2 protein-coding genes (1 of these 2 running past the window's edge) are annotated in these 25,948 nt (G+C 68.6%); both read left to right on the top strand.

What is annotated here, in order from left to right; translation table 11 throughout:
• Window positions 1-230 precede the first annotated feature (230 nt).
• Window positions 231-25,715: a non-ribosomal peptide synthase/polyketide synthase gene (locus JYG34_RS26455; protein WP_213657126.1), complete on the top strand. Its 25,485-nt coding sequence runs from the start codon at window positions 231-233 to the stop codon at window positions 25,713-25,715.
• Window positions 25,712-25,948, top strand: the start of a protein-coding gene (locus tag JYG34_RS14660; RefSeq protein WP_213657125.1) for a non-ribosomal peptide synthetase. The gene runs 14,274 nt beyond the window's last position; only the first 237 of its 14,511 coding nucleotides appear in the window; it begins with the start codon at window positions 25,712-25,714; the stop codon falls past the right edge of the window. Before JYG34_RS26455 ends, JYG34_RS14660 begins: the two co-directional genes overlap by 4 nt.

Raw genomic sequence — 25,948 nt, 5'->3', positions numbered from 1 at the left:
GATCGAGCGCTGCCGGCGTGACGTATCGCGGATGAATCCGCTCCTACACATACCTGGCAGGCCAAGGTCGTAAGCCCTGTGCCTACGATTGTAGGAGCGGCTTCAGCCGCGATGCGCCGCAAGGCGCCCAGGCAGGTCGGGCCTTTGTCCCCCCTTCCCATGTCATCCCAGCCACCCCCGATCCATTAGCGTTCCGAGCATTTCCGACTGGCAAAGCAGGATGCTTACCGATGCTCTTCAGCGAACTCATGGCAGCGCTCTCCACCCGTGCGATCAGGCTCCAGTGCGAGGAGGCCGACCTGATCGTCGACGGCGACGACGACGCCCTCGACGACGCCCTGTGGGACGCCCTGGCGGCGCACAAGCAGGCTTTGCTGGAGATGCTCGCGGAGCAGGACAACGACTGGGTGAGCCCGGCGTTGCGCATCACCCCCGCCATGTTGCCGCTGGTCGACCTCGACCAGGCGGCCATCGACCGCATCGTCGCCACGGTGCCGGGCGGCGTGGTCAACGTGCAGGACATCTACCCCCTGGCCCCCCTGCAGGAGGGCATGCTCTACCATCATCTCGCCAGCCACGACGGCGACCCGTACATCCTGCAGGCACAGTTGCGCCTGGCCAGCGAAGCGCATCTCGAGGCGTTCGCCGAGGCGCTGGATTGGGTGATCCAGCGGCACGATATCCTGCGCACGGCATTGGTCTGGGAACGCCTGGACGAGCCGTTGCAGGTGGTCTGGCGCCGGGCGCCGCTCAGTAGCGAGCGGATCGGTTTCGCGGGGCAGGGGGATGCACTGGCCCAGCTGCGCGCACGCCATGACGCCAGCCACTACCGCATGGACCTTGGCCAGGCGCCGCTGCTGCGGCTGGTGCACGCGGTCGAGCAGGGCGGGCAGGTGGTGGCGCTGTTGCTGTTCCACCACACAGTGATGGATCACACCGGGCTGGACATCGTGCGCCGGGAGATCCAGGCCTGCCTGGCCGGTGAAGGCGAACAGCTGCCGGCCCCCGTGCCGTTCCGCGACTTGTTGGCCAGGACCCGTCTGGCCCGCGATGAACAGGCCCATGAAGCGTTCTTCCGGGCGATGCTGGCGGACATCGATGAGCCGACCCTGGCCTTCGCTGTACACGAAGTGAGCAACCAGCCGATCGAAGAGGCGCGGCTGACCCTGGCGCCTGCGCTCAGCCACCGTCTGCGTGCCCAGGCGCGCCTTCTGGGGGTGAGTCCGGCCAGTGTCATGCACGTGGGCCTGGCACGTCTGCTTGGGGCACTGTCCGGGCGTGAGACAGTGGTGTTCGGCAGTGTATTGCTCGGGCGCATGGCGGCCGGCGAGGGCAGCGAGCAGGCGTTGGGGATGTTCATCAACACCTTGCCGTTGCGCGTCGACCTGGCTGGGCAGGGTGTGCGCGAGGGGTTGCTGGCCACCCATCGCGTGCTCACCGCCCTGCTGGGCCACGAACAGGCGCCGCTGGCCCTGGCGCAGCGCTGCAGCGGCGTGGTCGCGCCAACGCCGCTGTTCAACAGCATGCTCAACTACCGGCACAGCGCCGCGGGCGATGGCGCCGAGGTGATCGCGGTGGCGCCGGGCATTGATGTAGTCGGTGCCGAGGAGCGGACCAACTACCCGTTGAGCCTGGCGGTCGATGACCTGGGAGATGACCTGCGCTTGACCGTCCAGGCGCTCGCCGCCTGGGGCGCCGAGCGTCTGTGCGAGCAGTTGGGGCAGGTCTTCGAAAGCCTGGTCGAGGCGCTCGAACACCAGCCGGACTTGCCATTGCTGCGCCTGCCCGTGCTGACCTCCGGGGAGCGCCAGCACTTGCTGGCGGACTGCAACGCCACGGCGGTGGCCCATGACCTGGATCTGCCGCTGCACGCGTTGTTCGAGCGCCGGGCCCAGGCGCACCCGCAAGCCATCGCGGTCCAGGCCGAGGACGGGCAGCTGACCTATGGCCAGCTCAACGAGCAGGCCAACCGCCTGGCCCACCACCTGATCGGGCTGGGGGTGAAGGTGGACGACCGCGTGGCGATCTGTGTCGAGCGCGGGCCGTCCCTGCTGGTCGGCCTGCTGGCCATCCTCAAGGCCGGCGGCGCCTACGTGCCGGTCGATCCGGCCTACCCGGGCGAACGCATCCGTCACATGCTCGACGACAGCGCGCCGGTCGCGGTGCTGGTGCATGCTGCCACGCGTGCCGTTCCAGGGACCGCCGAGGTGGCGAGGGTCGACCTCGATCAGCCGACCTGGGGCGCATTGCCAGGGAGCAACCCGCTGGTGCCTGAGTTGACGCCGCGTCACCTGGCCTATGTGATCTACACCTCCGGCTCCACCGGCGTGCCCAAGGGCGTGATGGTCGAGCACCGCAACGTGGCCAACCTGGTGCACTGGAGCGCCGGCGTGTTCCCGGCCGAAGGCACGGTACTGCACAAGACCCCGGTGAGTTTCGACGCCTCGGTGTGGGAGCTGTTCTGGCCGCTGTGCAGCGGGCTGCGCCTGGTGCTGGCGCGCCCGGATGGGCAGCGCGATCCGCAGTACCTGGCCGAGTTGATCGAACAGCAGCAGGTCGGCGTGGTGCAGTTCGTGCCGGCGCTGCTGCAGCAATTCCTCGAACAGGCGGGCAGCGCCCGCTGCGCCAGCCTCACCGACATCGTCTGTGGCGGCGGCGAGCTGACCGAGGCGCTGGCCCGCCTGGTGCGCGAGCGCTTGCCGCAGGTGCGCTTGCACAACGTCTACGGCCCGACCGAAACCACGGTGGACTGCAGCGTGTGGACCCTGGAGCCGCAGGCTCCGCTGCCAGCAGGCCCGTTGCCGATCGGCCGGCCGATCGACAACACCCGGTTGTACGTGCTGGACAGTGCCGACCAGCCATTGCCCTGGGGCGTCGCCGGGCACCTGCATATTGGGGGGGCCGGGGTGACGCGGGGTTACCTCGGTTTGCCGGAGCAGCAGGCCGAGCGCTTCATCGCCAGCCCGTTCATCAAGGGCGAACGCCTGTACCGCAGTGGCGACCTGGTGCGCCAGCGCGAGGACGGCGTCCTCGAGTTCCTTGGCCGCACCGACCAGCAGATCAAACTGCACGGCCTGCGTATCGAGCCTGGCGAGATCGAAATTGCCCTGAATGCCGTCGCCGGTGTGCGCGAAGCGCTGGTGCTGGTGCACGAGCATCCGCACAGTGGCCCGCGCCTGGTGGCCTACTACTGTGGTGTGGAGCACTGCGCCGAACACCTGCGTGACGCACTGCTTGAGCACGTGCCGGAGTACATGGTGCCCGCGCTGTTCATGCATCTCGATGCCATGCCGTTGTCCCCCAACGGCAAGCTTGAGCGCAAGGCATTACCGGTACCGGAGGCGCAAACGCGACAGTACGAGGCGCCCGTGGGCGAGGTCGAGCAACGGCTGGCGGCCATCTGGTCGGACCTGTTGGGTGTGGAGCGCGTAGGGCGGCATGACAATTTCTTCGAGCTGGGTGGGCATTCGCTGCTGGCGGTACGGCTGGTGGAGCGGATGCGCCAGCAGGCGTTGAATGCCGATGTGCGCGTCCTGTTCGGCCGGCCCACCGTGGCGACGCTGGCCGCCGCGGTGGGCCGGCAGGCGCCGGTCACGGTGCCGGACAACCTCATCCCCGCGAACTGCGCACGCATCACCCCAGCCATGCTGCCCCTGGCCAGCCTCGACCAGAACGCCATCGACACGCTGCTGATGCGCATTCCCGGTGGTGTGGCCAATGTCCAGGACATTTACGGCCTGGCCCCGCTGCAACAAGGCATCCTCTACCACCACCTGGCCAGCGAAGGCGCCGATCCCTACGTGGTGCAGGCGCGCTTCGCTTTCGCCGGGCAGGCTGCGCTGGACGCATTTGTGGTGGCGTTGAATCGGGTCATCGCCCGCCATGACATCCTGCGCACCAGCGTGCATTGGCGGGGCCTGGAGGAAGCCGTGCAGGTGGTCTGGCGCGAGGCGCCGCTGCTGCTGACGCCTGCGCTGGAGGTGCCACGCCTGGACCTGGGGCGTGCGCCGCTGATACGCCTGAGCAGTCGTGTCGAGGGCGGGCGTTTGGAGGCCACCTTGCTGCTGCACCACATCCTGCTCGACCACACCGCCGTGGAGCAGTTGGTAACCGAGGTCGGGGCCCTGCTGCAGGGCCGGGACGACTTGCCACCGAGCATTGCCTACCGCAATTACGTCGCCCAGGCGCGACTGGGCGTGGACCGTGAGGGTGATGAAGCCCTGTTTGGCGAACTGCTGGGTGATATCGACGAGCCGACCGAAGTGTACGGCCTGCGCGAGGCCACGGTCGGCAACCGGCCGGTGAGCGACAGCCGCCTGCCTGTGGCAGCGACGCTGGCCGCACGCCTGCGCCAGCAGGCCAGGGCGCTGGGGATCAGTGTCGCCAGCCTGGTGCACCAGGCCTGGGGCCAGGTGCTGGCGCAGTTGTCCGGCCGCGAAGAAGTGGTGTTCGGCACCGTGCTGCTCGGCCGCCTGCAAAGTGGCGAGGGCGCCGACCGGGCACTGGGCATGTTCATCAATACCTTGCCGCTGCGGGTCAGTGTCGGTGCCGGCGGCGTGGCCGATGGCGTGCGCCTGACCCATGAGCGCCTGGCGCACTTGCTGGCCCATGAGCAGGCGTCGCTGGCGCTGGCCCAGCGCTGCAGTGGCGTGCCGGCCTCGCAGGCGTTGTTCACCAGCCTGTTGAACTACCGCCACAGCATGGGGCAGCCGGCCCAGGGAGCTGTGTGGCAAGGCATCGAGTTGCTGGAGGCGCAGGAACGCAGCAACTACCCCTTGGTGGTCAGCGTCGATGACTTCGGCAGCGATTTGCGCTTGACGGTTCAGGCGGTGGCGCCGGTGGCGGGTGACCAAGTCTGCCAGTTGCTGCACCTGGCCCTGGAACAGGTGGTCACGGCGCTTGAACAGGCGCCTTCGAGCGCCTTGCACAGCCTGCATGGCGTACCGGCAGCCGAGCGTGATCGCCTGCTGCATCAGTTCAATGCCACGGTACGTGACTATCCTCGTGCCCAGCCGGTGCACCGACTGTTCGAAGACCATGCCCTGCGCACACCGCAGGCGTTGGCGGTGATGCATGGGCAGCAACGTTGGAGCTATGCCCAGCTCGGGGTCCAGGCCAATCGCCTGGCCCGTTGCCTGGTCGAGCATGGCGTGCAACCCGGCGACCGGGTGGCCTTGCTGCTGCCACGCTCCTTCGACCTGCTGGCGGCCCAGCTGGCCGTGAGCAAATGCGCGGCGGTGTTCGTGCCGTTGGATGGCAATGCGCCGGTCGAGCGCCAGGCGTTCATGGTCGCGGACAGCCAGGCCGTGGTGTTGCTGACCCACAGTGACCAGCCGCAGATCGAGGGCGGGCGTCGGGTCGAACTGGACCGGCTCGACCTTAGCCGCTACGCCAGCGAGCCGCTGAACCTGGCGGTGGACGCCGGCAGCGCCGCGTACATCATGTACACCTCCGGCTCCACCGGCACGCCGAAGGGTGTGCAGGTGCCGCACCGGGCCATCGTGCGCCTGGCCATCAACAACGGCTTCGCCGATTTCAATCACCAGGACCGGGTGGCGTTTGCTTCCAACCCGGCGTTCGACGCCAGCACCCTGGAAGTGTGGGCGCCGCTGCTCAACGGCGGTGCGGTGGTGGTGATCGACCAGGACCAGGTGCTGTCGCGCCAGGCCCTGCACGACGAATTGCTGGCCCAGGGTGTGACCGTGTTGTGGCTGACCGCGGGGCTGTTCCACCAGTTCGCCGACGACCTGCTGCCGGCGTTCCGCAGGCTGCGCTACCTGATGGTCGGGGGCGATGTGCTGGATCCGGCGGTGATCGCCCGCGTGCTGCGTGACGGCGCGCCGCAACACCTGCTCAATGGCTACGGCCCGACCGAAGCCACCACGTTCAGCACCACCCACGAGATCGTCAGCGTGGGCGAGGGCAGCATCCCGATTGGCAAACCAATCGGCAACGCCCGTTGCTATGTGCTCGATGCCCGTCGGCAGTTGCTGCCAGTGGGGGCGGTGGGCGAGTTGTACATTGCCGGCGACGGCGTGGCCCTGGGCTATCTGGGCCAGCCGGAACTCACCGCCGAGCGCTTCCTGGCCGACCCATTCAACGGCGGGACCATGTACCGCAGTGGCGACCTGGCCTGCTGGCAGGCCGACGGCACCCTGCGCTACCTGGGCCGCGCCGACCAGCAGGTCAAGCTGCGCGGCTTCCGTATCGAGCTGGGCGAGATCGAGGCACGCCTGGCGGCATGCGCGGGTGTCCGTGACGTGGCCGTGGTGCTGCGCGAGGAGAGCCCGGGCGACAAGCGCCTGGTGGCCTACTTCACCGGCCAGCAGGCGATCGCCGAACTGCACCAGCACCTGCAAGGCCAGTTGCCGGACTACATGCTGCCGTCAGCCTATGTGCAGTTGGATGCACTGCCACTGACCGCCAACGGCAAGCTGGACCGCCGCGCCTTGCCGCAACCCGATAGCGCGTCCTTAGTCAGCCGCGCCTTCGAGGCACCTCAGGGTGAAGTGGAAACCGCCCTGGCGGCGATCTGGGCCGAACTGCTCAAGGTCGAGCGGGTCGGGCGCCACGACCACTTCTTCGAACTGGGTGGTCATTCGCTGCTGGCGGTGAGCCTGATCGAGCGCATGCGCAAGGCCGGGCTCACGGCCGACGTGCGCGTGCTGTTCGCCCAGCCGACCCTGGCCGCGCTGGCTGCGGCCGTGGGCAGCGGTCGTGAGGTGGAGGTGCCGGCCAACCGCGTGCCGCTGGGCGCGACCTATATCACCCCGGACATGCTCAGCCTGATCGACCTCGACCAGGCCAGTATCGACCGCATTGTCGCCACGGTGCCCGGTGGTGCCGCCAACGTGCAGGAAATCTACCCGCTGGCGCCATTGCAGGAAGGAATTCTCTACCATCACCTGAGCGCCGAGCAGGGCGACCCCTACCTGTTGCAGTCGCGGTTGGCGTTCGACAGCCTGGCGCGCTTGCAGACCTGGGCCCAGGCCCTGCAAGAGGTCATTGCGCGGCATGACATCCTGCGCACCGCCGTGTTGTGGGAGGGGCTGGCGCAGCCGGTACAGGTGGTCTGGCGCGAGGCCGGGCTGGAGACTGTCGCGGTCAGCGGGCTGGGCGAAGAGGCGGTGATCGAGCAGCTGCAAGCACGCTTCGATGCCCGCCAGCAACGTCTGGACCTGTCGCAGGCACCGCTGTTGCGGCTGGTCTATGCCGAGGATCCACGCCACGGCGAATGGGTGGCGATCCTGCAGTTCCACCACCTGACCCTGGACCACGCGGCCATGGCCGTGGTCGGTGAGGAAATGCAGGCACTGCTCGATGGCCGGGGCGCGACCTTGCCGGCCGCAGTGCCGTATCGCAACTACGTCGCCCAGGTGTGCCTCGCTGATGACGCGGCCAGCCATGAGGCGTTCTTCCGTGAGCAGCTCGGCGATATCGACGAGCCGACCCTGCCGTTCGGCCTGGCCGATGTACAGGGCGACGGCGGGCGTATCGAGCATGCCGGATTGACCCTGGAGCCCGCTTTGGCCACGACGCTGCGCGCGCAATCCCGCGCCCGCGGGGTCAGCGCCGCGAGCCTGGTGCACCTGGCCTGGGCCCGCGTGGTGGGCGTGTTGGCCGGGCGGCATGACGTGGTGTTCGGCACCGTGCTGATGGGCCGCCTGCAAGGCGGCGAAGGCGCCGACCGGGCGCTGGGCATGTTCATCAATACCCTGCCGCTGCGGGTGGAGACTTCGCAACCGCTGGAGCAGGCGTTGCAGGCCACCCACCAGCGCCTGTCGGCGCTGCTCGGCCATGAGCACGCGCCGTTGGCGCTGGCCCAGCGTTGCAGCGGCGTGGCGGCCTCGGCGCCGCTGTTCAGCGCCTTGCTCAACTATCGCCACAGCGCCGGCGAAGCCGCCCGCGACGGAGAGGGCATCTGGCAGGGCGTGCGGCTGCTGGGCGGCGAAGAGCGCAGCAACTACCCGCTGACCTTGAGCGTGGACGACCTGGGCGAGGGCTTCAGCCTGAGCGTGCTGGCCGTCGAAGGCATCGATGCCGCCCAGGTCGCGACCGGGATGGTCAATGTGCTGGGCCGCCTGGTACAGGCACTGGAGCACGCCCCAGGGCAGGCGCTCGACCAGGTGCCGATGCTCGATGACAGGGCGTTGCGCCAGGTGCTGGTGGACTTCAACGCTACCGGCAAGGCCTACCTGCAGGGACAGACCGTGCACGCGCTGGTCGAGGCCTGTGCCACGTCGGCGCCCGAGGCGTTGGCGGTGGTGCAGGGCGAACGGCGGATGCGCTACGGCGAGCTGAACCAGCGCGCCAACCGCCTGGCCCATTATTTGATCAAGCACGGCGTCGCCTGTGGCGACCGCGTGGCGCTGTGCCTTGAACGGGGTACGCAACGACTTGTGGCCATGCTCGCCGCGCTCAAGGCCGGAGCCGCCTATGTGCCGGTCGACCCGGGGTATCCGGCCGACCGTATCGCCTATCTGCTGAGCGATAGCAGGCCGGCGCTGGTATTGGTCGAGTCGCACACCGCAGCGTTGGTGGGCGAGGTGTCGGCCGTCAATCTGGATGACGGCGCCTGGTGCAATGAGCGGGACAGCAACCCCGTCGTGGCGGGGCTGGACGACCGTCAGTTGGCTTATGTGATCTACACCTCAGGCTCCACCGGCCAGCCCAAGGGCGTGATGGTCGAGCACCACACCCTGGCCAACCTGCTGCACTGGCACCGCGAAGCCTTTGCCTTGCAGGCGGGCAGCCATACCTCCAGCGTCGCCGGCTTCGGCTTCGACGCCATGGCCTTCGAGGCCTGGCCGGCGCTGTGCGCCGGGGCGGTGCTGCACCTGCCACCGGCTCATATTGCCGGTGAGCACGTGGACGAGTTGCTCGACTGGTGGCTGGAGCAGCCGTTGCAGGTCAGCTTCCTGCCCACGCCGGTGGCCGAGCAGGCCCTGCGCCGCGAGCGCCAGCACCCGACCTTGCAAACGCTGCTGGTGGGTGGCGATCGGCTGCGCCAATTTGACCGCGACCCGGGCTTTGCCCTGGTCAACAACTATGGCCCTACCGAGACCACGGTGGTGGCGACAGCCGGTACGTTGGTTCCAGGCGGGGCGCTGCATATCGGCAAACCCATCGCCAACCTGCGGGTCTATGTGCTGGACGCGCACCGCCAGCCGGTGCCGGTGGGGGTGATCGGTGAACTGTACATCGGTGGCGCCCAGGTCGCCCGCGGCTACTTCAATCGTCCCGACCTGACCGAGGAACGTTTCCTCACCGACCCGTTCAGTGACGAGCCGGGCGCGCGGATGTACCGCAGCGGCGACCTGGTGCGCTGGAACGCCGACGGCACCCTGGATTACCAAGGGCGCAACGACGACCAGGTGAAGGTGCGCGGTGTGCGGGTGGAGTTGGGTGAGATCGAAGCGGCGCTGAAGGCCCAACCGGGCATTGCCGACGCCGTGGTGCTGGTACGCGATGAGCGCCTGCTGGCCTGGTTCACCGAGGCGGCAGCGGTCGATGTCGACACCTTGCGCCAGGGCCTGCAATCCTGCCTGCCGGCGCACCTGGTGCCGCAGGCCTTCACGCGCCTGGAGGCGCTGCCGCTGACGCCTCACGGCAAGCTCGACCGCAAGGCACTGCCGGAGCCGTCGATCCAGCCGCAGCAGGCCTATGTTGCGCCAGTGGGCGAATCCGAGGCCGCGATGGCGGCGATCTGGGCCGAGGTACTGGGCGTCGAGCAGGTCGGTCGCCACGACAACTTCTTCGAACTGGGCGGCCATTCGCTACTGGCCGTGAGCCTCACTGCGCGCTTGCGTCAGGCAGGCGTGGACGCCGATGTGCGCACACTGTTCGGCCAGCCGACCGTGGCGGCGCTGGCGGCCACGCTGGGCCAAAGCCGGCAGGTGCAGGCCCCGGCCAATCTGATCCCGGCCGGTTGCACGCATATCACGCCGGGCATGCTGCCCTTGGTGGCGCTGGAGCAGCCCGACATCGACCGGATCGTTGCCACGGTGCCGGGTGGCGCGGCCAACGTGCAGGACATCTACCCACTGGCGCCGTTGCAGGAAGGGATCCTTTACCACCACCTCAGTTCGCCGGAGCACGACCCCTACGTGCTGCAATCGCGCATCGCCTTCGACAGCCCGGCGCGCCTGCACGCATTTGCCGACGCGCTGCGCCAAGCCATCGCCCGGCATGACGTGCTGCGTACCTCGGTGCTGTGGGATGGCTTGCCGCAGCCGGTGCAGGTGGTCTGGCGCGAGGCTGCGTTGCAGGTCGCGCCGCTCGACGAGCAGAGCGCGCAGTCCCTCGACATCGGGCAGGCACCGCTGATTCGCCTGCTGCATGGCCCGGCGACGGGCAATCAGCGCATCGAAGCGTTGTTGCAGTTCCACCATATCGTCCTCGACCACACCGCATTGGAGGTGATCGGCCAGGAGCTGCTGGGCTACTTGCAAGGGGCTGGCGCACCGCTTCAGGCGCCCGTGCCTTATCGCAACTATGTGGCCCAGGCGCGCCTGGGCGTCAGCCAGGCCGAGCACGAGGCGTTCTTCCGCGCGCAACTGGGCGATATCGACGAGCCGACCCTGCCGTTCGGCCTGAGCGATGTGCAAGGCGATGGTCTGGGTATCGAGGAAGCCCAACTGTGGCTGGACGCGCCCCTGGCCGCGCAACTGCGCCACCAGGCCCGACGCCTGGGCATCAGCGTCGCCAGCCTGTTCCACCTGGCCTACGCGCGCCTGCTGGCTGCGGTCAGCGGCACCGACCGCGTGGTGTTCGGCACCGTGCTGCTGGGGCGCCTGGAAGCGGGCGAGGGCGCCGAGCGTGCCCTGGGCATGTTCATCAACACCTTGCCGCTGCGCCTGGACCTGGCAGGGCTGACGCTCGAAGAAGCCGTGCGCCAGACCCAGCAACGCCTCAGCGCGCTGCTGGTGCACGAGCACGCCTCGCTGGCCCTGGCCCAGCGTTGCAGTGGCGTGGCCGCGCCGGCACCGCTGTTCAGCGCCATGCTCAACTACCGCCACGGCAGTGAAGTGGACGAGGCGCGGCGCCTGGAATGGGAGGGGGTCGAGTTCCTCGATGGCCAGGAGCGCAGCAACTACCCGCTGAGCCTGAGCGTGGACGACATGGGTGAAAGGCTGCGCCTGGTGGCCATGGCCCCGGCGTCGGTGGGCGCCGCGCGGGTCTGCGCGCAACTGCGGCAGGTGCTGCTGGCCTTGGCCGAAGGCCTGGATGTGCAACCCCGGCAAGCGCTGCTGCAAGTACCGGTGCTGTTGCCCGAGGAGTGTGAGCATCTGCATCGGGCGTGCAACGCGACCGTACGAGACCACGATCTGACGCAGCCTTTGCATGCGCTGTTTGAACGGCAGGCCGAGCGCCAGCCTGAAGCGATTGCCGTGCAGGCGGATGGTGCGCAACTGAGCTATCGCCAGCTCAGCGAACAGGCCAACCGCCTGGCCCATCACCTGATCGCACTCGGGGTCAAACCCGATGATCGGGTGGCGATCTGTGTCGAGCGTGGCCTGCCGCTGGTGGTTGGCCTGCTGGCCATTCTCAAGGCGGGTGGCGCCTATGTGCCGGTCGATCCGGACTATCCGGCCGAACGCATCCGCCACATGCTCGGCGACAGCCAGCCACGGGTGGTGCTGGTGCAGGGCAATACTCGTGATCGGGTGAGCCTGCCGGTGACGCTGGTCGATCTCGATCAGCCGACCTGGGCGGCGCTGCCGGCCAGCCACCCTCGGGTGCCTGGGCTGACCTCGGATCACCTGGCCTACGTGATCTACACCTCCGGCTCCACCGGCGTGCCCAAGGGCGTGATGGTCGAGCACCGTAACGTGGTCAACCTGGTGCACTGGAGTGCGGGCTTGTTCCCAACGATAGGCGCAGTGCTGCACAAGACCCCGGTGAGCTTTGACGCCTCGGTGTGGGAACTGTTCTGGCCGCTGTGCAGCGGGCTGCGCCTGGTGCTGGCGCGCCCGGATGGCCAGCGCGATCCGCAGTACCTGGTCGAGCTGATCGAGCAGCAGCGGGTCGGCGTGGTGCAATTCGTGCCGGCGTTGTTGCAACAGTTCCTCGAACAGGCGGGCAGTGCGCGTTGCGCTTCCCTCACCGATATCGTGTGTGGAGGTGGCGAACTGACCGAGGCATTGGCCCGCCAGGTGCGCGAGCGCCTGCCGCAGGTACGGCTGCACAACGTCTACGGCCCGACCGAGGCCACGGTGGATTGCAGTGCCTGGACCCTGGAACCGCAGGATCCATTGCCACATGGCGCGCTGCCGATCGGTCGCCCCATCGACAACACCCGCTTGTACGTACTGGATGCCCATGACCAACCCGTGCCATTCGGTGTGGCCGGCCAGCTGCACATCGGTGGTGCCGGTGTGACGCGGGGTTACCTGGGGTTGCCGGAGCAACAGGCCGAGCGCTTCATCGCCAGTCCGTTCGTCGAAGGCGACCGTCTGTACCGCAGCGGCGACCTGGTGCGTCAGCGCCAGGACGGCGTGCTGGAATTCCTCGGCCGCACCGACCACCAGATCAAGCTGCGTGGCCTGCGCATCGAACCGGGCGAGATCGAAACCTGCCTGAACCGGATCGCGGGTGTCCGCGAAGCGCTGGTGCTGGTGCACGAGCATCCGCACAGCGGCCCGCGCCTGGTGGCGTACCACACCGGCGAGCCACAGGCCGCCGATCACCTGCGTGGCGTGTTGCTGGCGCAGTTGCCGGAGTACATGGTGCCGGCACTGTTCATCCACCTCGACGCGATGCCGTTGACCCCCAACGGCAAGCCCGACCGCAAGGCGCTGCCGGTGCCGGACGTGCAGGGGCGCGAGTACGAAGCACCACAGGGCGAGACCGAGCGGTTGTTGGCCGATATCTGGGCGCAACTGCTGGGTGTCGAGCAAGTTGGCCGCCACGACAACTTCTTCGAACTGGGCGGCCATTCGCTGTTGGCCGTGAGCCTGACCGCACGCTTGCGCCAGGCCGGCCTGCAAGCCGACGTGCGCACGTTGTTCGGCCAGCCGACGGTGGCGGCATTGGCGGCTACCTTGGGCCACAGTCGCCAGGTTGAGGTCCCGGCCAACCGGATCCCGGTCGATTGCACGCAGATCACGCCGGACATGCTGCCCCTGGTGGCGCTGGAGCAGGCCGCCATCGACCGCATCGTCGCCACGGTGCCGGGCGGCGCGGCCAACGTGCAGGACATCTATCCGCTGGCGCCGTTGCAGGAGGGCATTCTCTACCACCACCTCAGCGCTCCGGAGCACGACCCCTATGTGCTCGGCTCACGCATGGCCTTCGCCAGCCGTGAGCGACTGGAGGCCTTCGTCGATGCCCTGAACAAGGTCATCGGTCGTCACGATGTGCTGCGCACCTCGGTGCTGTGGGAGGGGTTGCCGCAAGCGGTGCAGGTAGTCTGGCGGCGCACGGCGCTGGCGGTGTTCGAGGTGGCCGACGAGGCGCAAGTGGCGCACGGCTTGCCGTTGGCGCAGGCGCCGCTGGTACGCCTGTACCACTGGCAGGACCCGCACGGCCCCGGCCTGCTGGCGGCAATAAGACTGCACCATATCGTCCTCGACCATGTGGCGATGGAGGTGATCGGCCGCGAACTCACGGGCTACCTGCAAGGGGCGCCGGTACCGGCCGAACCGGGCGTGCCGTACCGCAACTATGTGGCCCAGGCCTGCCTGGGAGCCGATATTCCAGCGCAGGAGACGCTGTTCCGGACAATGCTGGGCGATATCGACGAACCGACGCAGGTGTTCGGCCTGCGCGACGTGCGCGGCGACGGCGGCCAGGTGCACGACCACCACCATGTGCTCGATATCACCCTGGCGCAACGCTTGCGCACACAGGCCAGGGTACTGGGCATCAGTGTCGCCAGCCTGGTGCACCAGGCCTGGGGCCAGGTGCTGGCGCAGTTGTCCGGCCGCGAAGAGGTAGTATTCGGCACCGTGCTGCTGGGCCGCCTTGAAGGTGGCGAGGGGGCTGAGCAGGCCCTGGGCATGTTCATCAACACCTTGCCGCTGCGAGTCAGCGTCGGTGCAGCAGGCGTGGCCGACGGCGTACGCCTGACCCACCAGCGCCTGGCACAGTTGCTGACCCATGAGCAGGCGTCGCTGGCACTGGCCCAGCGCTGCAGTGGCGTGCCGGCCTCGCAGGCGCTGTTCACCAGCCTGTTGAACTATCGCCACAGCGCCGCCGCCAGTACCGAGCAGCACGAAGCCTGGGTGGGCATCGAACTGCTGACCGCCCACGAGCGCACCAACTATCCACTGGTGGTCAGTGTCGATGACCTGGGCAGCGGTTTCTCCCTGACCGTGCAGGCCGTGGCGCAAGTGGACGGCACGTTGGTCTGCCAACTGTTGCTGGCCGCCCTGGCACAGATGGCCCAAGCGTTGGAAGACGCGCCTGTGACGCCACTGCACGATCTGGTCGCATTGCCTGTGGCTGAGCGCGAGCGAGTGCTGCGTCAGTTCAACCACACCCGACGCGACTACCCGCGCGACAGGGCCGTGCATGGGGTGTTCGAGGCTCACGCCGAATCAAGCCCCGAGGCGCTGGCAGTCATCCATGGCGAGCGCCACTGGAGCTATCGTGCGCTCGACCAGCACGCCAACCGACTGGCGGGCTATCTGCTGGAGTTGGGCGTGCAGGCCGGCGACCGGGTGGCCTTGCAGCTGCCGCGTTCCTTCGACCTGCTGGCGGCCCAGTTGGCCGTGAGCAAATGCGCGGCGGTGTTCGTGCCGTTGGATGGCAATGCGCCGGTCGAGCGCCAGGCGTTCATGGTCGCGGACAGCCAAGCGGTGCTGTTGCTGACCTACAGCGACCAGCCGCAAATCGAGGGCGCGCGCCGGATCGAACTGGATCGTCTCGACCTTAGCCGCTACGCCAGCGAGCCGCTGAACCTGGCGGTGGACGCCGGCAGCGCCGCGTACATCATGTACACCTCCGGCTCCACCGGCACGCCGAAGGGTGTGCAGGTGCCGCACCGGGCCATCGTGCGCCTGGCCATCAACAACGGCTTCGCCGAGTTCAATCACCAGGACCGGGTGGCGTTTGCTTCCAACCCAGCGTTCGACGCCAGCACCCTGGAAGTCTGGGCGCCGCTGCTCAACGGCGGTGCGGTGGTGGTGATCGACCAGGACCAGGTGCTGTCGCGCCAGGCCCTGCACGACGAATTGCTGGCCCAGGGTGTGACCGTGTTGTGGCTGACCGCGGGGCTGTTCCACCAGTTCGCCGACGACCTGCTGCCGGCGTTCCGCAGGCTGCGCTACCTGATGGTCGGCGGCGATGTGCTGGACCCGGCGGTGATCGCCCGCGTGCTGCGTGACGGCGCGCCGCAACACCTGCTCAATGGCTACGGCCCGACCGAAGCCACCACGTTCAGCACCACCCACGAGATCGTCAGCGTGGGCGAGGGCAGCATCCCCATCGGCAAACCAATCGGCAACGCCCGTTGCTATGTGCTCGATGCCCGTCGGCAATTGTTGCCGGTGGGCGCGGTGGGTGAGCTCTATATCGCTGGCGACGGCGTGGCCCTGGGCTACCTGGGCCAGCCTGAGCTGACCGCCGAGCGCTTCCTGACCGATCCATTCAACGGCGGGACCATGTACCGCAGCGGCGACCTGGCCTGCTGGCAGGCCGACGGCACCCTGCGCTACCTGGGCCGCGCCGACCAGCAGGTCAAGCTGCGCGGCTTCCGTATCGAGCTGGGCGAGATCGAGGCACGCCTGGCGGCATGCGCGGGTGTCCGTGACGTGGCCGTGGTGCTGCGCGAGGAGAGCCCGGGCGACAAGCGCCTGGTGGCCTACTTCACCGGCCAGCAGGCGATCGCCGAACTGCACCAGCACCTGCAAGGCCAGTTGCCGGACTACATGCTGCCGTCAGCCTATGTGCAGTTGGATGCACTGCCACTGACCGCCAACGGCAAGCTGGACCGCCGCGCCTTGCCGCAGCCGGGCAACGAAGACGTGATCCGTCGAGGCTTCGAGGCACCTCAGGGCGAAGTGGAAACCGCCCTGGCGGCGATCTGGGCCGAACTGCTCAAGGTCGAGCGGGTCGGGCGCCACGACCACTTCTTCGAACTGGGTGGTCATTCGCTGCTGGCGGTGAGCCTGATCGAGCGCATGCGCAAGGCCGGGCTCACGGCCGACGTGCGCGTGCTGTTCGCCCAGCCGACCCTGGCCGCGCTGGCTGCGGCCGTGGGCAGCGGTCGCGAGGTGGAGGTGCCGGCCAACCGCGTGCCGCTGGACGCGACCTATATCACCCCGGACATGCTCAGCCTGATCGAACTCGACCAGGCCAGTATCGACCGCATTGTCGCCACGGTGCCCGGTGGTGCCGCCAACGTGCAGGAAATCTACCCGCTGGCGCCATTGCAGGAAGGGATTCTCTACCACCACCTGAGCGCCGAGCAGGGCGACCCCTACCTGTTGCAGTCGCGCCTGGCCTTCGACGACCTGGCACGCCTGCAGGCGTGTGCCGGCGTCCTGCAACAGGTCATCGACCGCCACGACATCCTGCGCACCTCGGTGCTGTGGGAGGGGCTGGCGCAGCCGGTGCAGGTGGTCTGGCGCCAGGCCAGGCTTGAGGTGAACGAGGTCACCGGGCTGGGCGAGACGGCCGTGGTCGAGCGCTTGCAGGCGCACTTCGATGCCCGCCGCCAGCGCCTGGACCTGACCCGCGCGCCATTGCTGCGCCTGACCTACGCCGCAGACCCGGCCCAGCGCCGGGTGGTGGCGATCCTGCACTTCCACCACCTGGCGCTGGACCACACGGCGATGGAGGTGATCGTTCACGAGATGCAGGCATTGCTGGCTGGCCGTGGGCACCTGCTGACGGCCCCGGTGCCTTACCGCAACTATGTGGCCCAGGTGCGCCTGGGCGCCGCCGAGGCGGGGCACGAGGCGTTCTTCCGTGACTTGCTGGGCGATATCGACGCGCCGACCCTGCCCATGGGCCTGGCCGATGTGCAGGGTGACGGGGGCGATATCGAAGAGGCGCGGCACCTGCTCGACCCGGTGCTGGCGCGTCGGGTGCGCGAGCAGGCGCGTCAGCGCGGTGTCAGCGCCGCGAGCCTGATGCACCTGGCCTGGGCCCGCGTGGTGGGTGTGCTGGCCGGGCGGCATGACGTGGTGTTCGGCACTGTGCTGATGGGGCGCCTGCAAGGCGGCGAGGGCGCCGACCGGGCGCTGGGGGTGTTCATCAACACCTTGCCGCTGCGCATCGAGACGGCAGCAGGCGCCGGCGAGGCAGTCGCTGTCACCCACCAGCGGCTGTCGGCCTTGCTCGGCCACGAGCATGCGTCGCTGGCGCTGGCCCAGCGTTGCAGCGGCGTGGCGGCTTCGGCGCCATTGTTCAGCGCCTTGCTCAACTACCGCCACAGCGCGGCAGGCGCGGCGACCGATGTCGACAGTTTCCACGGCATCTACCAGCTCGGTGGCGAAGAGCGCAGCAACTACCCGCTGACCTTGAGCGTGGACGACCTGGGCGAGGGCTTCAGCCTGAGCGTGCTGGCCCAGCACGGTATCGGTGCCGAGCGGGTCGCGGGCTGGATGAGCGGCGCGGTGGCGCAACTGGTCCAGGCCCTGGAGCAAGGCGGTGGGGCTCGGGTCGATGCATTGCCGATCCTCGATGCCGCCGAGCAGCGCCGGGTGCTGGAGGGCTTCAATGTCACCGCCAAGGCCTACCCGCAGGGGCAGACCGTGCATGCGCGGGTCGAGGCCTTCGCCAGCGCGGCACCGCAAGCACTGGCGGTGGTGCAGGGCGAGCAGCGCCTGAGCTACGCCGAGCTGAACCAGCGCGCCAACCGCCTGGCCCACCATCTGATCAAGCGCGGTGTCCTGTGCGGCGACCGGGTGGCGCTGTGTCTTGAACGGGGTCCGCAACGACTTGTGGCCATGCTCGCCGCGCTCAAGGCCGGAGCCGCCTATGTGCCGGTCGACCCGGGGTATCCGGCCGAGCGCATTGCCTATCTGCTGAGCGACAGCACGCCAGCGCTGGTGCTGGTCGAGTCGTCGACCGCCGCATTGGTGGGCGAGGTGGCGACCGTGGCGCTGGACGGCAAGGCCTGGCGCGGTGAGGCGGACAGCAACCCCGTCGTGGCGGGGCTGGATGACCGTCAGCTGGCTTATGTGATCTACACCTCCGGCTCCACCGGCCAACCCAAGGGCGTGATGGTCGAGCACCACACGCTGGCCAACCTGGTGCATTGGCACTGCGAAACCTTCGATCTGGAAGCGGGTAGCCATACCTCCAGCGTCGCCGGTTTCGGTTTCGATGCCATGGCCTGGGAGGCCTGGCCGGCGCTGTGCGCCGGGGCAGTGCTGCACTTGCCGCCGGCTCATATTGCCGGTGAGCACGTGGACGAGTTGCTCGACTGGTGGCTGGCGCAGCCGTTGCAGGTCAGCTTCCTGCCCACGCCGGTGGCCGAGCAGGCCTTGCGCCGCGAGCGTCGGCACCCGACCTTGCAAACGCTGCTGGTGGGTGGCGATCGGTTGCGCCAATTTGACCGCGACCCAGGCTTTGCCCTGGTCAACAACTACGGCCCGACCGAAACCACGGTGGTGGCGACTTCCGGGCAACTGCAACCGGGCGCTGCGCTGCATATCGGCAAGCCGACCGCCAACACCCGCGCCTACGTGCTGGACGAACATTGCCAGCCGGTGCCGGTGGGCGTGATCGGCGAGTTGTACATCGGTGGCGCCCAGGTTGCCCGGGGCTACCTCAACCGTCCCGACCTGACCGAGGAGCGTTTCCTCGCCGACCCGTTCAGCAGTGAGCCGGATGCGCGGATGTACCGCAGCGGCGACCTGGTGCGCTGGAACGCCGACGGCACCCTGGATTACCAAGGGCGCAACGATGACCAGGTGAAGGTGCGCGGCGTACGGGTCGAACTGGGCGAGATCGAAGCGGCGCTCAAGGCGCAGCCGGGCATTGCCGACGCCGTGGTGCTGGTGCGCAACGAGCGCCTGCTGGCCTGGTTCACCGAGGTGACGCCGGTCGAGGTCGACATCCTCCACCAGGGCCTGCAATCCTGCCTGCCGGCGTACCTGGTGCCGCAGGCTTTCACGCGCCTGGAGGCGCTGCCGCTGACGCCTCACGGCAAGCTCGACCGCAAGGCACTGCCGGAACCGTCGATCCAGCCGCAGCAGGCCTATGTTGCGCCAGTGGGCGAAACCGAGGCCGCGATGGCGACGATCTGGGCCGAGGTACTGGGCGTCGAGCAGGTCGGTCGCCACGACAACTTCTTCGAACTGGGCGGCCATTCGCTGCTGGCCGTGAGCCTCACCGCGCGCCTGCGCCAGGCGGGCCTGGTGGCCGACGTGCGCACGCTGTTCGGCCAGCCGACCGTGGCGGCGCTGGCGGCCACGCTGGGCCAGAACCGTCGGGTGCAGGTGCCGGCCAACGCCATTGCGCCCGACTGCACGCGTATCACGCCGCCGATGCTGCCGTTGGTGGCACTGGAGCAGCCCGACATCGACCGGATCGTCGCCACGGTACCGGGGGGCGCGGCCAACGTGCAGGACATTTACCCGCTGGCACCGTTGCAGGAGGGGATCCTTTATCACCACCTCAGCTCGCCGGAGCACGACCCGTACGTGCTGGTCTCGCAAATGGCCTTCGCCAGCCGTGAGCGGCTGAATGCCTTTGCCGAGGCGCTGGACAAGGTCATCGCCCGCCATGACGCACTGCGCACGTCGGTGCTGTGGGACGGCCTGCCACAACCCGTGCAAGTGGTCTGGCGCGAGGCCCGGCTGGCGCTGTTCGCGGTGGCCGACGCGCAGGCGGTGCCCCATGCCCTGGGGCTGGCGCAGGCGCCGCTGGTGCGCCTGTACCACTGGCCGGACCCGCAGGGGGCAGGCCTGCTGGCGACCTTGCAGTTCCACCATATCGTCCTCGACCACACCGCGCTGGAGGTGATCGGCCAGGAGCTGGTGAACAACCTGCAAGGGCTGCCGGCGCCGACCGGACCCGGCGCGCCGTACCGCAACTATGTGGCCCAGGCACGCCTGGGCATCAGCCAGGCCGAGCACGAGGCGTTCTTCCGCGCGCAACTGGGCGATATCGACGAGCCGACCTTGCCGTTCGGCCTGGGCGATGTGCAGATCGACGGCCAGGCCATCGAAGAGGCGCAGCTGTGGCTGGATGACGCCCTGGCCGCACGCCTGCGGCGCCAGGCCCGCCAGCTGGGCATCAGCGTCGCCAGCCTGTTCCACCTGGCCTACGCACGGCTGCTGGCCGCCGCCAGTGGCCGCGACAGCGTGGTGTTCGGCACTGTGTTGCTGGGGCGCCTGGAAGGCGGCGAGGGTGCCGAGCAGGCGCTGGGCATGTTCATCAACACCTTGCCGTTGCGCCTGGACCTGGCGGGCCTGAGCCTGCACGAAGCGGCCCAGGCCGCCCAGCAGCGCCTGAGCGGCTTGCTGGTGCACGAGCACGCCTCGCTGGCCTTGGCCCAGCGTTGCAGCGGCGTGGCCGCGCCGGCGCCGCTGTTCAGCGCCATGCTCAACTACCGCCACGGCAGCCAGGCGAGCGAGACCAAGCGCCTGGCCCTGCAGGGCATCGAGACGCTGGAGAGCAGCGAGCGCAGCAACTACCCGCTGAGCCTGAGCGTGGACGATATCGGCGGTCGCTTCCGCCTGGTCGCCATGACCCCGGCCGACGTAGGGGCGGCGCGTGTCTGCGGGCAGATGGGGCAGGTGCTGCTCGGCATGGCCGAGGCGCTGGACCAGCCGCAGCGGCTGCCAGTGCTGCAATTGCCGGTGTTGCAGGAGGAGGAGCGCCGTCGGCTGCTGTCCGAATGCAACCGCACCGAGGTATCCCGTGACGTTGCGCAGACGCTCCATGGCCTGATCGAGGCCCAGGCGCCTGAGGCGATAGCGGTCACGGCCGAGCAAGGTGAGCTCAGCTATGGGCAGCTCAATGAACAGGCCAACCGCCTGGCCCATCACCTGATCGCACTCGGGGTCAAACCGGATGATCGGGTGGCGATCTGTGTCGAACGTGGCCTGCCACTGGTGGTCGGCCTGCTGGCCATTCTCAAGGCGGGTGGCGCCTATGTGCCGGTCGATCCGGACTATCCGGCCGAGCGCATCAGCCACATGCTCGGCGACAGTCAGCCTCGGGCGGTGCTGGTACAGGGCAAGACACGTGACCTGGTCGGTTCGCCGACGACGCTGGTCGACCTGGATCAGCCGACCTGGGCGGCGCTGCCGGCCAGCAAGCCGCAGGTGCCTGGCCTGACCTCGGACCATCTGGCCTACGTGATCTACACCTCCGGTTCTACCGGCGTGCCCAAGGGCGTGATGGTCGAGCACCGCAACGTGGTCAACCTGGTGCACTGGAGTGCGGGCTTGTTCCCGGCCGAGTGTGCTGTGCTACACAAGACCCCCGTAAGCTTCGATGCCTCGGTATGGGAGCTGTTCTGGCCGCTGTGCAGCGGATTGCGCCTGGTACTGGCGCGCCCGGATGGCCAGCGTGATCCGCAGTACCTGGTCGAGCTGATCGAGGAGCAGCGGGTCGGCGTGGTGCAGTTCGTGCCGGCGCTGTTGCAGCCGTTCCTTGAACAGGTCGGTAACCGCAGCAGCAGCCTCACCGATATCGTCTGTGGTGGCGGCGAACTGACCGAGGCGCTGGCCCGCCAGGTGCGCGAGCGCCTGCCGCAGGTACGGCTGCACAACGTCTACGGCCCGACCGAGGCCACGGTGGATTGCAGTGCCTGGACCCTGGAACCGCAGGATCCATTGCCGCATGGCGCGCTGCCGATCGGTCGCCCCATCGACAACACCCGCTTGTACGTACTGGATGCCCATGACCAACCCGTGCCATTCGGTGTGGCCGGCCAGTTGCACATCGGTGGTGCCGGTGTGACGCGGGGTTACCTGGGGTTGCCGGAGCAACAGGCCGAGCGCTTCATCGCCAGTCCGTTCGTCGAAGGCGACCGTCTGTACCGCAGCGGCGACCTGGTGCGTCAGCGCCAGGACGGCGTGCTGGAATTCCTCGGCCGCACCGACCACCAGATCAAGCTGCGTGGCCTGCGCATCGAACCGGGCGAGATCGAAACCTGCCTGAACCGGATCGCGGGTGTACGCGAAGCGCTGGTGCTGGTGCACGAGCATCCGCACAGAGGCCCGCGCCTGGTGGCGTACCACACCGGCGAGCCACAGGCCGCCGATCACCTGCGTGCCGTGTTGCTGGCGCAGTTGCCGGAGTACATGGTGCCGGCACTGTTCATCCACCTCGACGCGATGCCGTTGACCCCCAACGGCAAGCCCGACCGCAAGGCGCTGCCGGTGCCGGACGTGCAGGGGCGCGAGTACGAAGCACCACAGGGCGAGACCGAGCGGTTGTTGGCCGATATCTGGGCGCAACTGCTGGGTGTCGAGCAAGTCGGGCGGCACGACAACTTCTTCGAGCTGGGCGGCCATTCGCTGTTGGCCGTGAGCCTGACCGCACGCTTGCGCCAGGCCGGCCTGCAAGCCGACGTGCGCACGTTGTTCGGCCAGCCGACGGTGGCGGCATTGGCGGCTACCTTGGGCCACAGTCGCCAGGTTGAGGTCCCGGCCAACCGGATCCCGGCCGATTGCACCCACATCACGCCGGACATGCTGTCCCTGGTGGCGCTGGAGCAGGCCGCCATCGACCGCATCGTCGCCACGGTGCCGGGCGGCGCGGCCAACGTGCAGGACATCTATCCGCTGGCGCCGTTGCAGGAGGGCATTCTCTACCACCACCTCAGCGCTCCGGAGCACGACCCCTATGTGTTGGGCTCGCGCATGGCCTTCGCCAGTCGCGAGCGGCTGGAAGCCTTCGTCGATGCCTTGAACAAGGTCATCGGCCGGCATGACGTGCTGCGTACCTCGGTGCAGTGGGAGGGCCTGCCCCAGGCGGTGCAGGTGGTCTGGCGGCGCACGGCGCTGGCGGTGTTCGAGGTGGCCGACGAGGCGCAAGTGGCGCACGGCTTGCCGTTGGCGCAAGCACCGCTGGTGCGCCTGTATCACTGGCAGGACCCGCACGGCCCCGGCCTGCTGGCGGCGCTGCGCTTGCACCATATCGTCCTCGACCATGTGGCGATGGAAGTGATCGGCCGCGAATTGGCGGGCTACCTGCAAGGGGCACCGGTACCGGCCGAGCCGGGCGTGCCGTACCGCAACTATGTAGCCCAGGCCCGTCTGGGCGTCAGCCAGGCCGAGCACGAGGCGTTCTTCCGCGCGCAACTGGGCGATATCGACGAGCCGACCTTGCCGTACGGCCTGGTTGACGTGCAGGTGGATGTGCAAAGCATCGAGGAGGCGCAACTATGGCTCGACGACACCTTGGCCGCGCGCCTGCATCAGCAGGCCCGGCGCCTGGGCATCAGCGTCGCCAGCCTGTTCCACCTGGCCTACGCACGCCTGCTGGCCGCAGCCAGTGGCCGCGACAGCGTGGTGTTCGGCACCGTGCTGCTGGGCCGTCTTGAAGGGGGCGAGGGCGCCGAGCAGGCCCTGGGCATGTTCATCAACACGTTGCCCCTGCGCCTGGACCTGGCCGGCCTGAGCCTGCGCGAGGCGACGCAGGCCACCCAGCAGCGCCTGAGCGGGTTGCTGGCCCACGAGCACGCCTCGCTGGCGTTGGCCCAGCGTTGCAGTGGCGTGGCCGCGCCGACACCGTTGTTCAGCGCCATGCTCAACTACCGCCACGGCAGCCAGGCCAGCGAGGCCCAGCGCCAGGCCGCGCAAGGCATCGAGACGCTGGAGAGCAAGGAGCGCAGCAACTACCCACTGGGGGTGAACGTGGACAGCATCGGCGAGCGTTTCCGCCTGGTGGCCATGACCCCGGTCGAGGTCGGCGCGGCGCGGATCTGCGAGCAGTTGGGCCAGGTGCTGCAGCGTATGGCCCAGGCGCTGGACGAGCAGCCGGAGCAGCCATTGCTGCAACTGCCGGTGTTGGCCGCGGCCGAGCGCTTGCAAGTGCTGCGGGGCTTCAACGACACACGGGTGGACTACGACCTCGAACAGACCTTGCACGGGCTGATCGAAGCCCAGGTGCGGCGCACCCCGGACGCGGTGGCGGTGAAGGCCGAAGAGGGTGAGCTGACTTACCACCAGCTCGACGAACAGGCCAACCGCCTGGCCCATCACCTGATCGCCCTGGGCGTGAAACCCGACGATCGCGTGGCGATCTGCCTGGAGCGCGGTCTGTCGATGGTGGTCGGCCTGCTGGCCACCCTCAAGGCCGGTGGCGCCTATGTGCCGGTGGACCCGGAGTACCCGGCCGAGCGCATCCGCCACATGCTCAGTGACAGCGCCCCGGTGGCGGTGCTGGTGCACGCCGCCACCCGCCACGTGCCTCAGGCGGCCACGGTGCCGGTGATCGACCTCGACCGCCCGAGCTGGCTGGCGCAACCGGCGCAGGCCCCCGTGGTGATGGGGCTGACCCCGCGCCACCTGGCCTACGTGATCTACACCTCCGGCTCCACCGGCCTGCCCAAGGGCGTGATGAACGAGCACGCCGGGGTGGTCAACCGCCTGCTGTGGATGCAGGACGCCTATCAACTTGGCGCGCACGACGTGGTGCTGCAGAAGACCCCGTTCAGCTTCGACGTGTCGGTGTGGGAATTCCTCTGGCCGTTGCAGACCGGCGCCCGTTTGGTCATGGCCCGGCCCGGTGGCCACCGCGACCCGGAATACCTGCGTGAAGTGATGCGCGCCGAGCAGGTCAGCACCTTGCACTTCGTGCCGTCGATGCTGGACGTGTTCCTCGCCCATGGCGCGGTGCAGCCCGAAGGGCTCAAGCGCGTGCTGTGCAGCGGCGAAGCCCTGCCCGGCGCGCTGGTGCGGCGCTTCCAGGCGCAACTACCAACGGTCGAGCTGCACAACCTGTACGGCCCGACCGAGGCGGCGGTGGACGTCAGTGCCTGGCACTGTGTGACCGCGCCGGACAACACGCCGATCGGCAAGCCGATCGCCAACACCACGCTGTACGTGCTGGACGGCCACGGCCAGCCGGTGCCGCAGGGTGTGGCGGGCGAGTTGTACATCGGCGGCGTGCAGGTGGCCCGCGGTTACCTCAACCGTGGCGAACTGACCGCCGAGCGCTTCCTCGACGACCCGTTCGGCACCCGCCCGGGCGGGCGGCTGTACCGCACCGGCGACCTGGCGCGGCACCTGGCCGACGGCAACCTGGAGTACCTGGGGCGCAACGATGACCAGGTGAAACTGCGTGGGTTGCGCATCGAACTGGGCGAGATCCAGGCTTGCCTGACCGGCATCGAGGGGGTCAAGGAGGCGGTGGTGCTGGCCCGCGAGCAGTGCCTGGTGGCGTACTGCACCGGCACCCCGCAACCCACAGAGGTACTGCGCGCGGCGCTGCTGGCGCGGTTGCCGGCGTTCATGGTGCCGGCGCAGTTCATCCACCTGGAAGCGTTGCCGCTGAGCCCCAACGGCAAGCTCGACCGCAAGGCGCTGCCGGTGCCGGAGGCGGTGCAGAGCCGGGCCTACGAGGCGCCCGAAGGCGCGACCGAGGAACTGCTGGCCAAGCTCTGGGCCGAGCTGCTGGGGGTGGAGCAAGTAGGGCGGCACGACAACTTCTTCGAACTGGGCGGCCACTCGCTGCTGGCCGTGACCCTGATCTCGCGGCTGCGCGAAGCCGGCTTGGAAGCCGACGTGCGCACCCTGTTCGAGCAACCGACGCTGGCAGGTTATGCCGCCATCACAGACAGAATGGAGATCGTCCTGTGAGCATCAACGAACTACTGGCAACACTGACAGCCAACAACGTGCAACTGGCGCTCAAGGATGGCCAGCTGGTGGTCCAGGGCAACCGCCAGGCCCTGACCGACGCGGCCTTGGTGGCGCAACTGCGCGAGCACAAGCCGGCGCTGCTGGCGATGCTCGAACGGGGTGAATACGTGGCGACTCGCCAGGGCGCGGTGGAGGTGCCGGAAAACCGCATCCCGCCTGGCTGCACGCGG

Origin of the sequence: Pseudomonas entomophila (assembly GCF_018417595.1) — a bacterium.
In the GTDB taxonomy this organism is placed as follows: Bacteria; Pseudomonadota; Gammaproteobacteria; order Pseudomonadales; family Pseudomonadaceae; genus Aquipseudomonas; species Aquipseudomonas entomophila_C.
Note: the sequence above shows the minus strand (reverse complement) of the source record. Positions and strands in the feature narration are given on the sequence as shown.

Excerpts from the sequence above, each read along its gene's own strand:
- JYG34_RS26455 (WP_213657126.1), top strand. The coding sequence starts at position 231 with ATGCTCTTCAGCGAACTCATGGCAGCGCTCTCCACCCGTGCGATCAGG.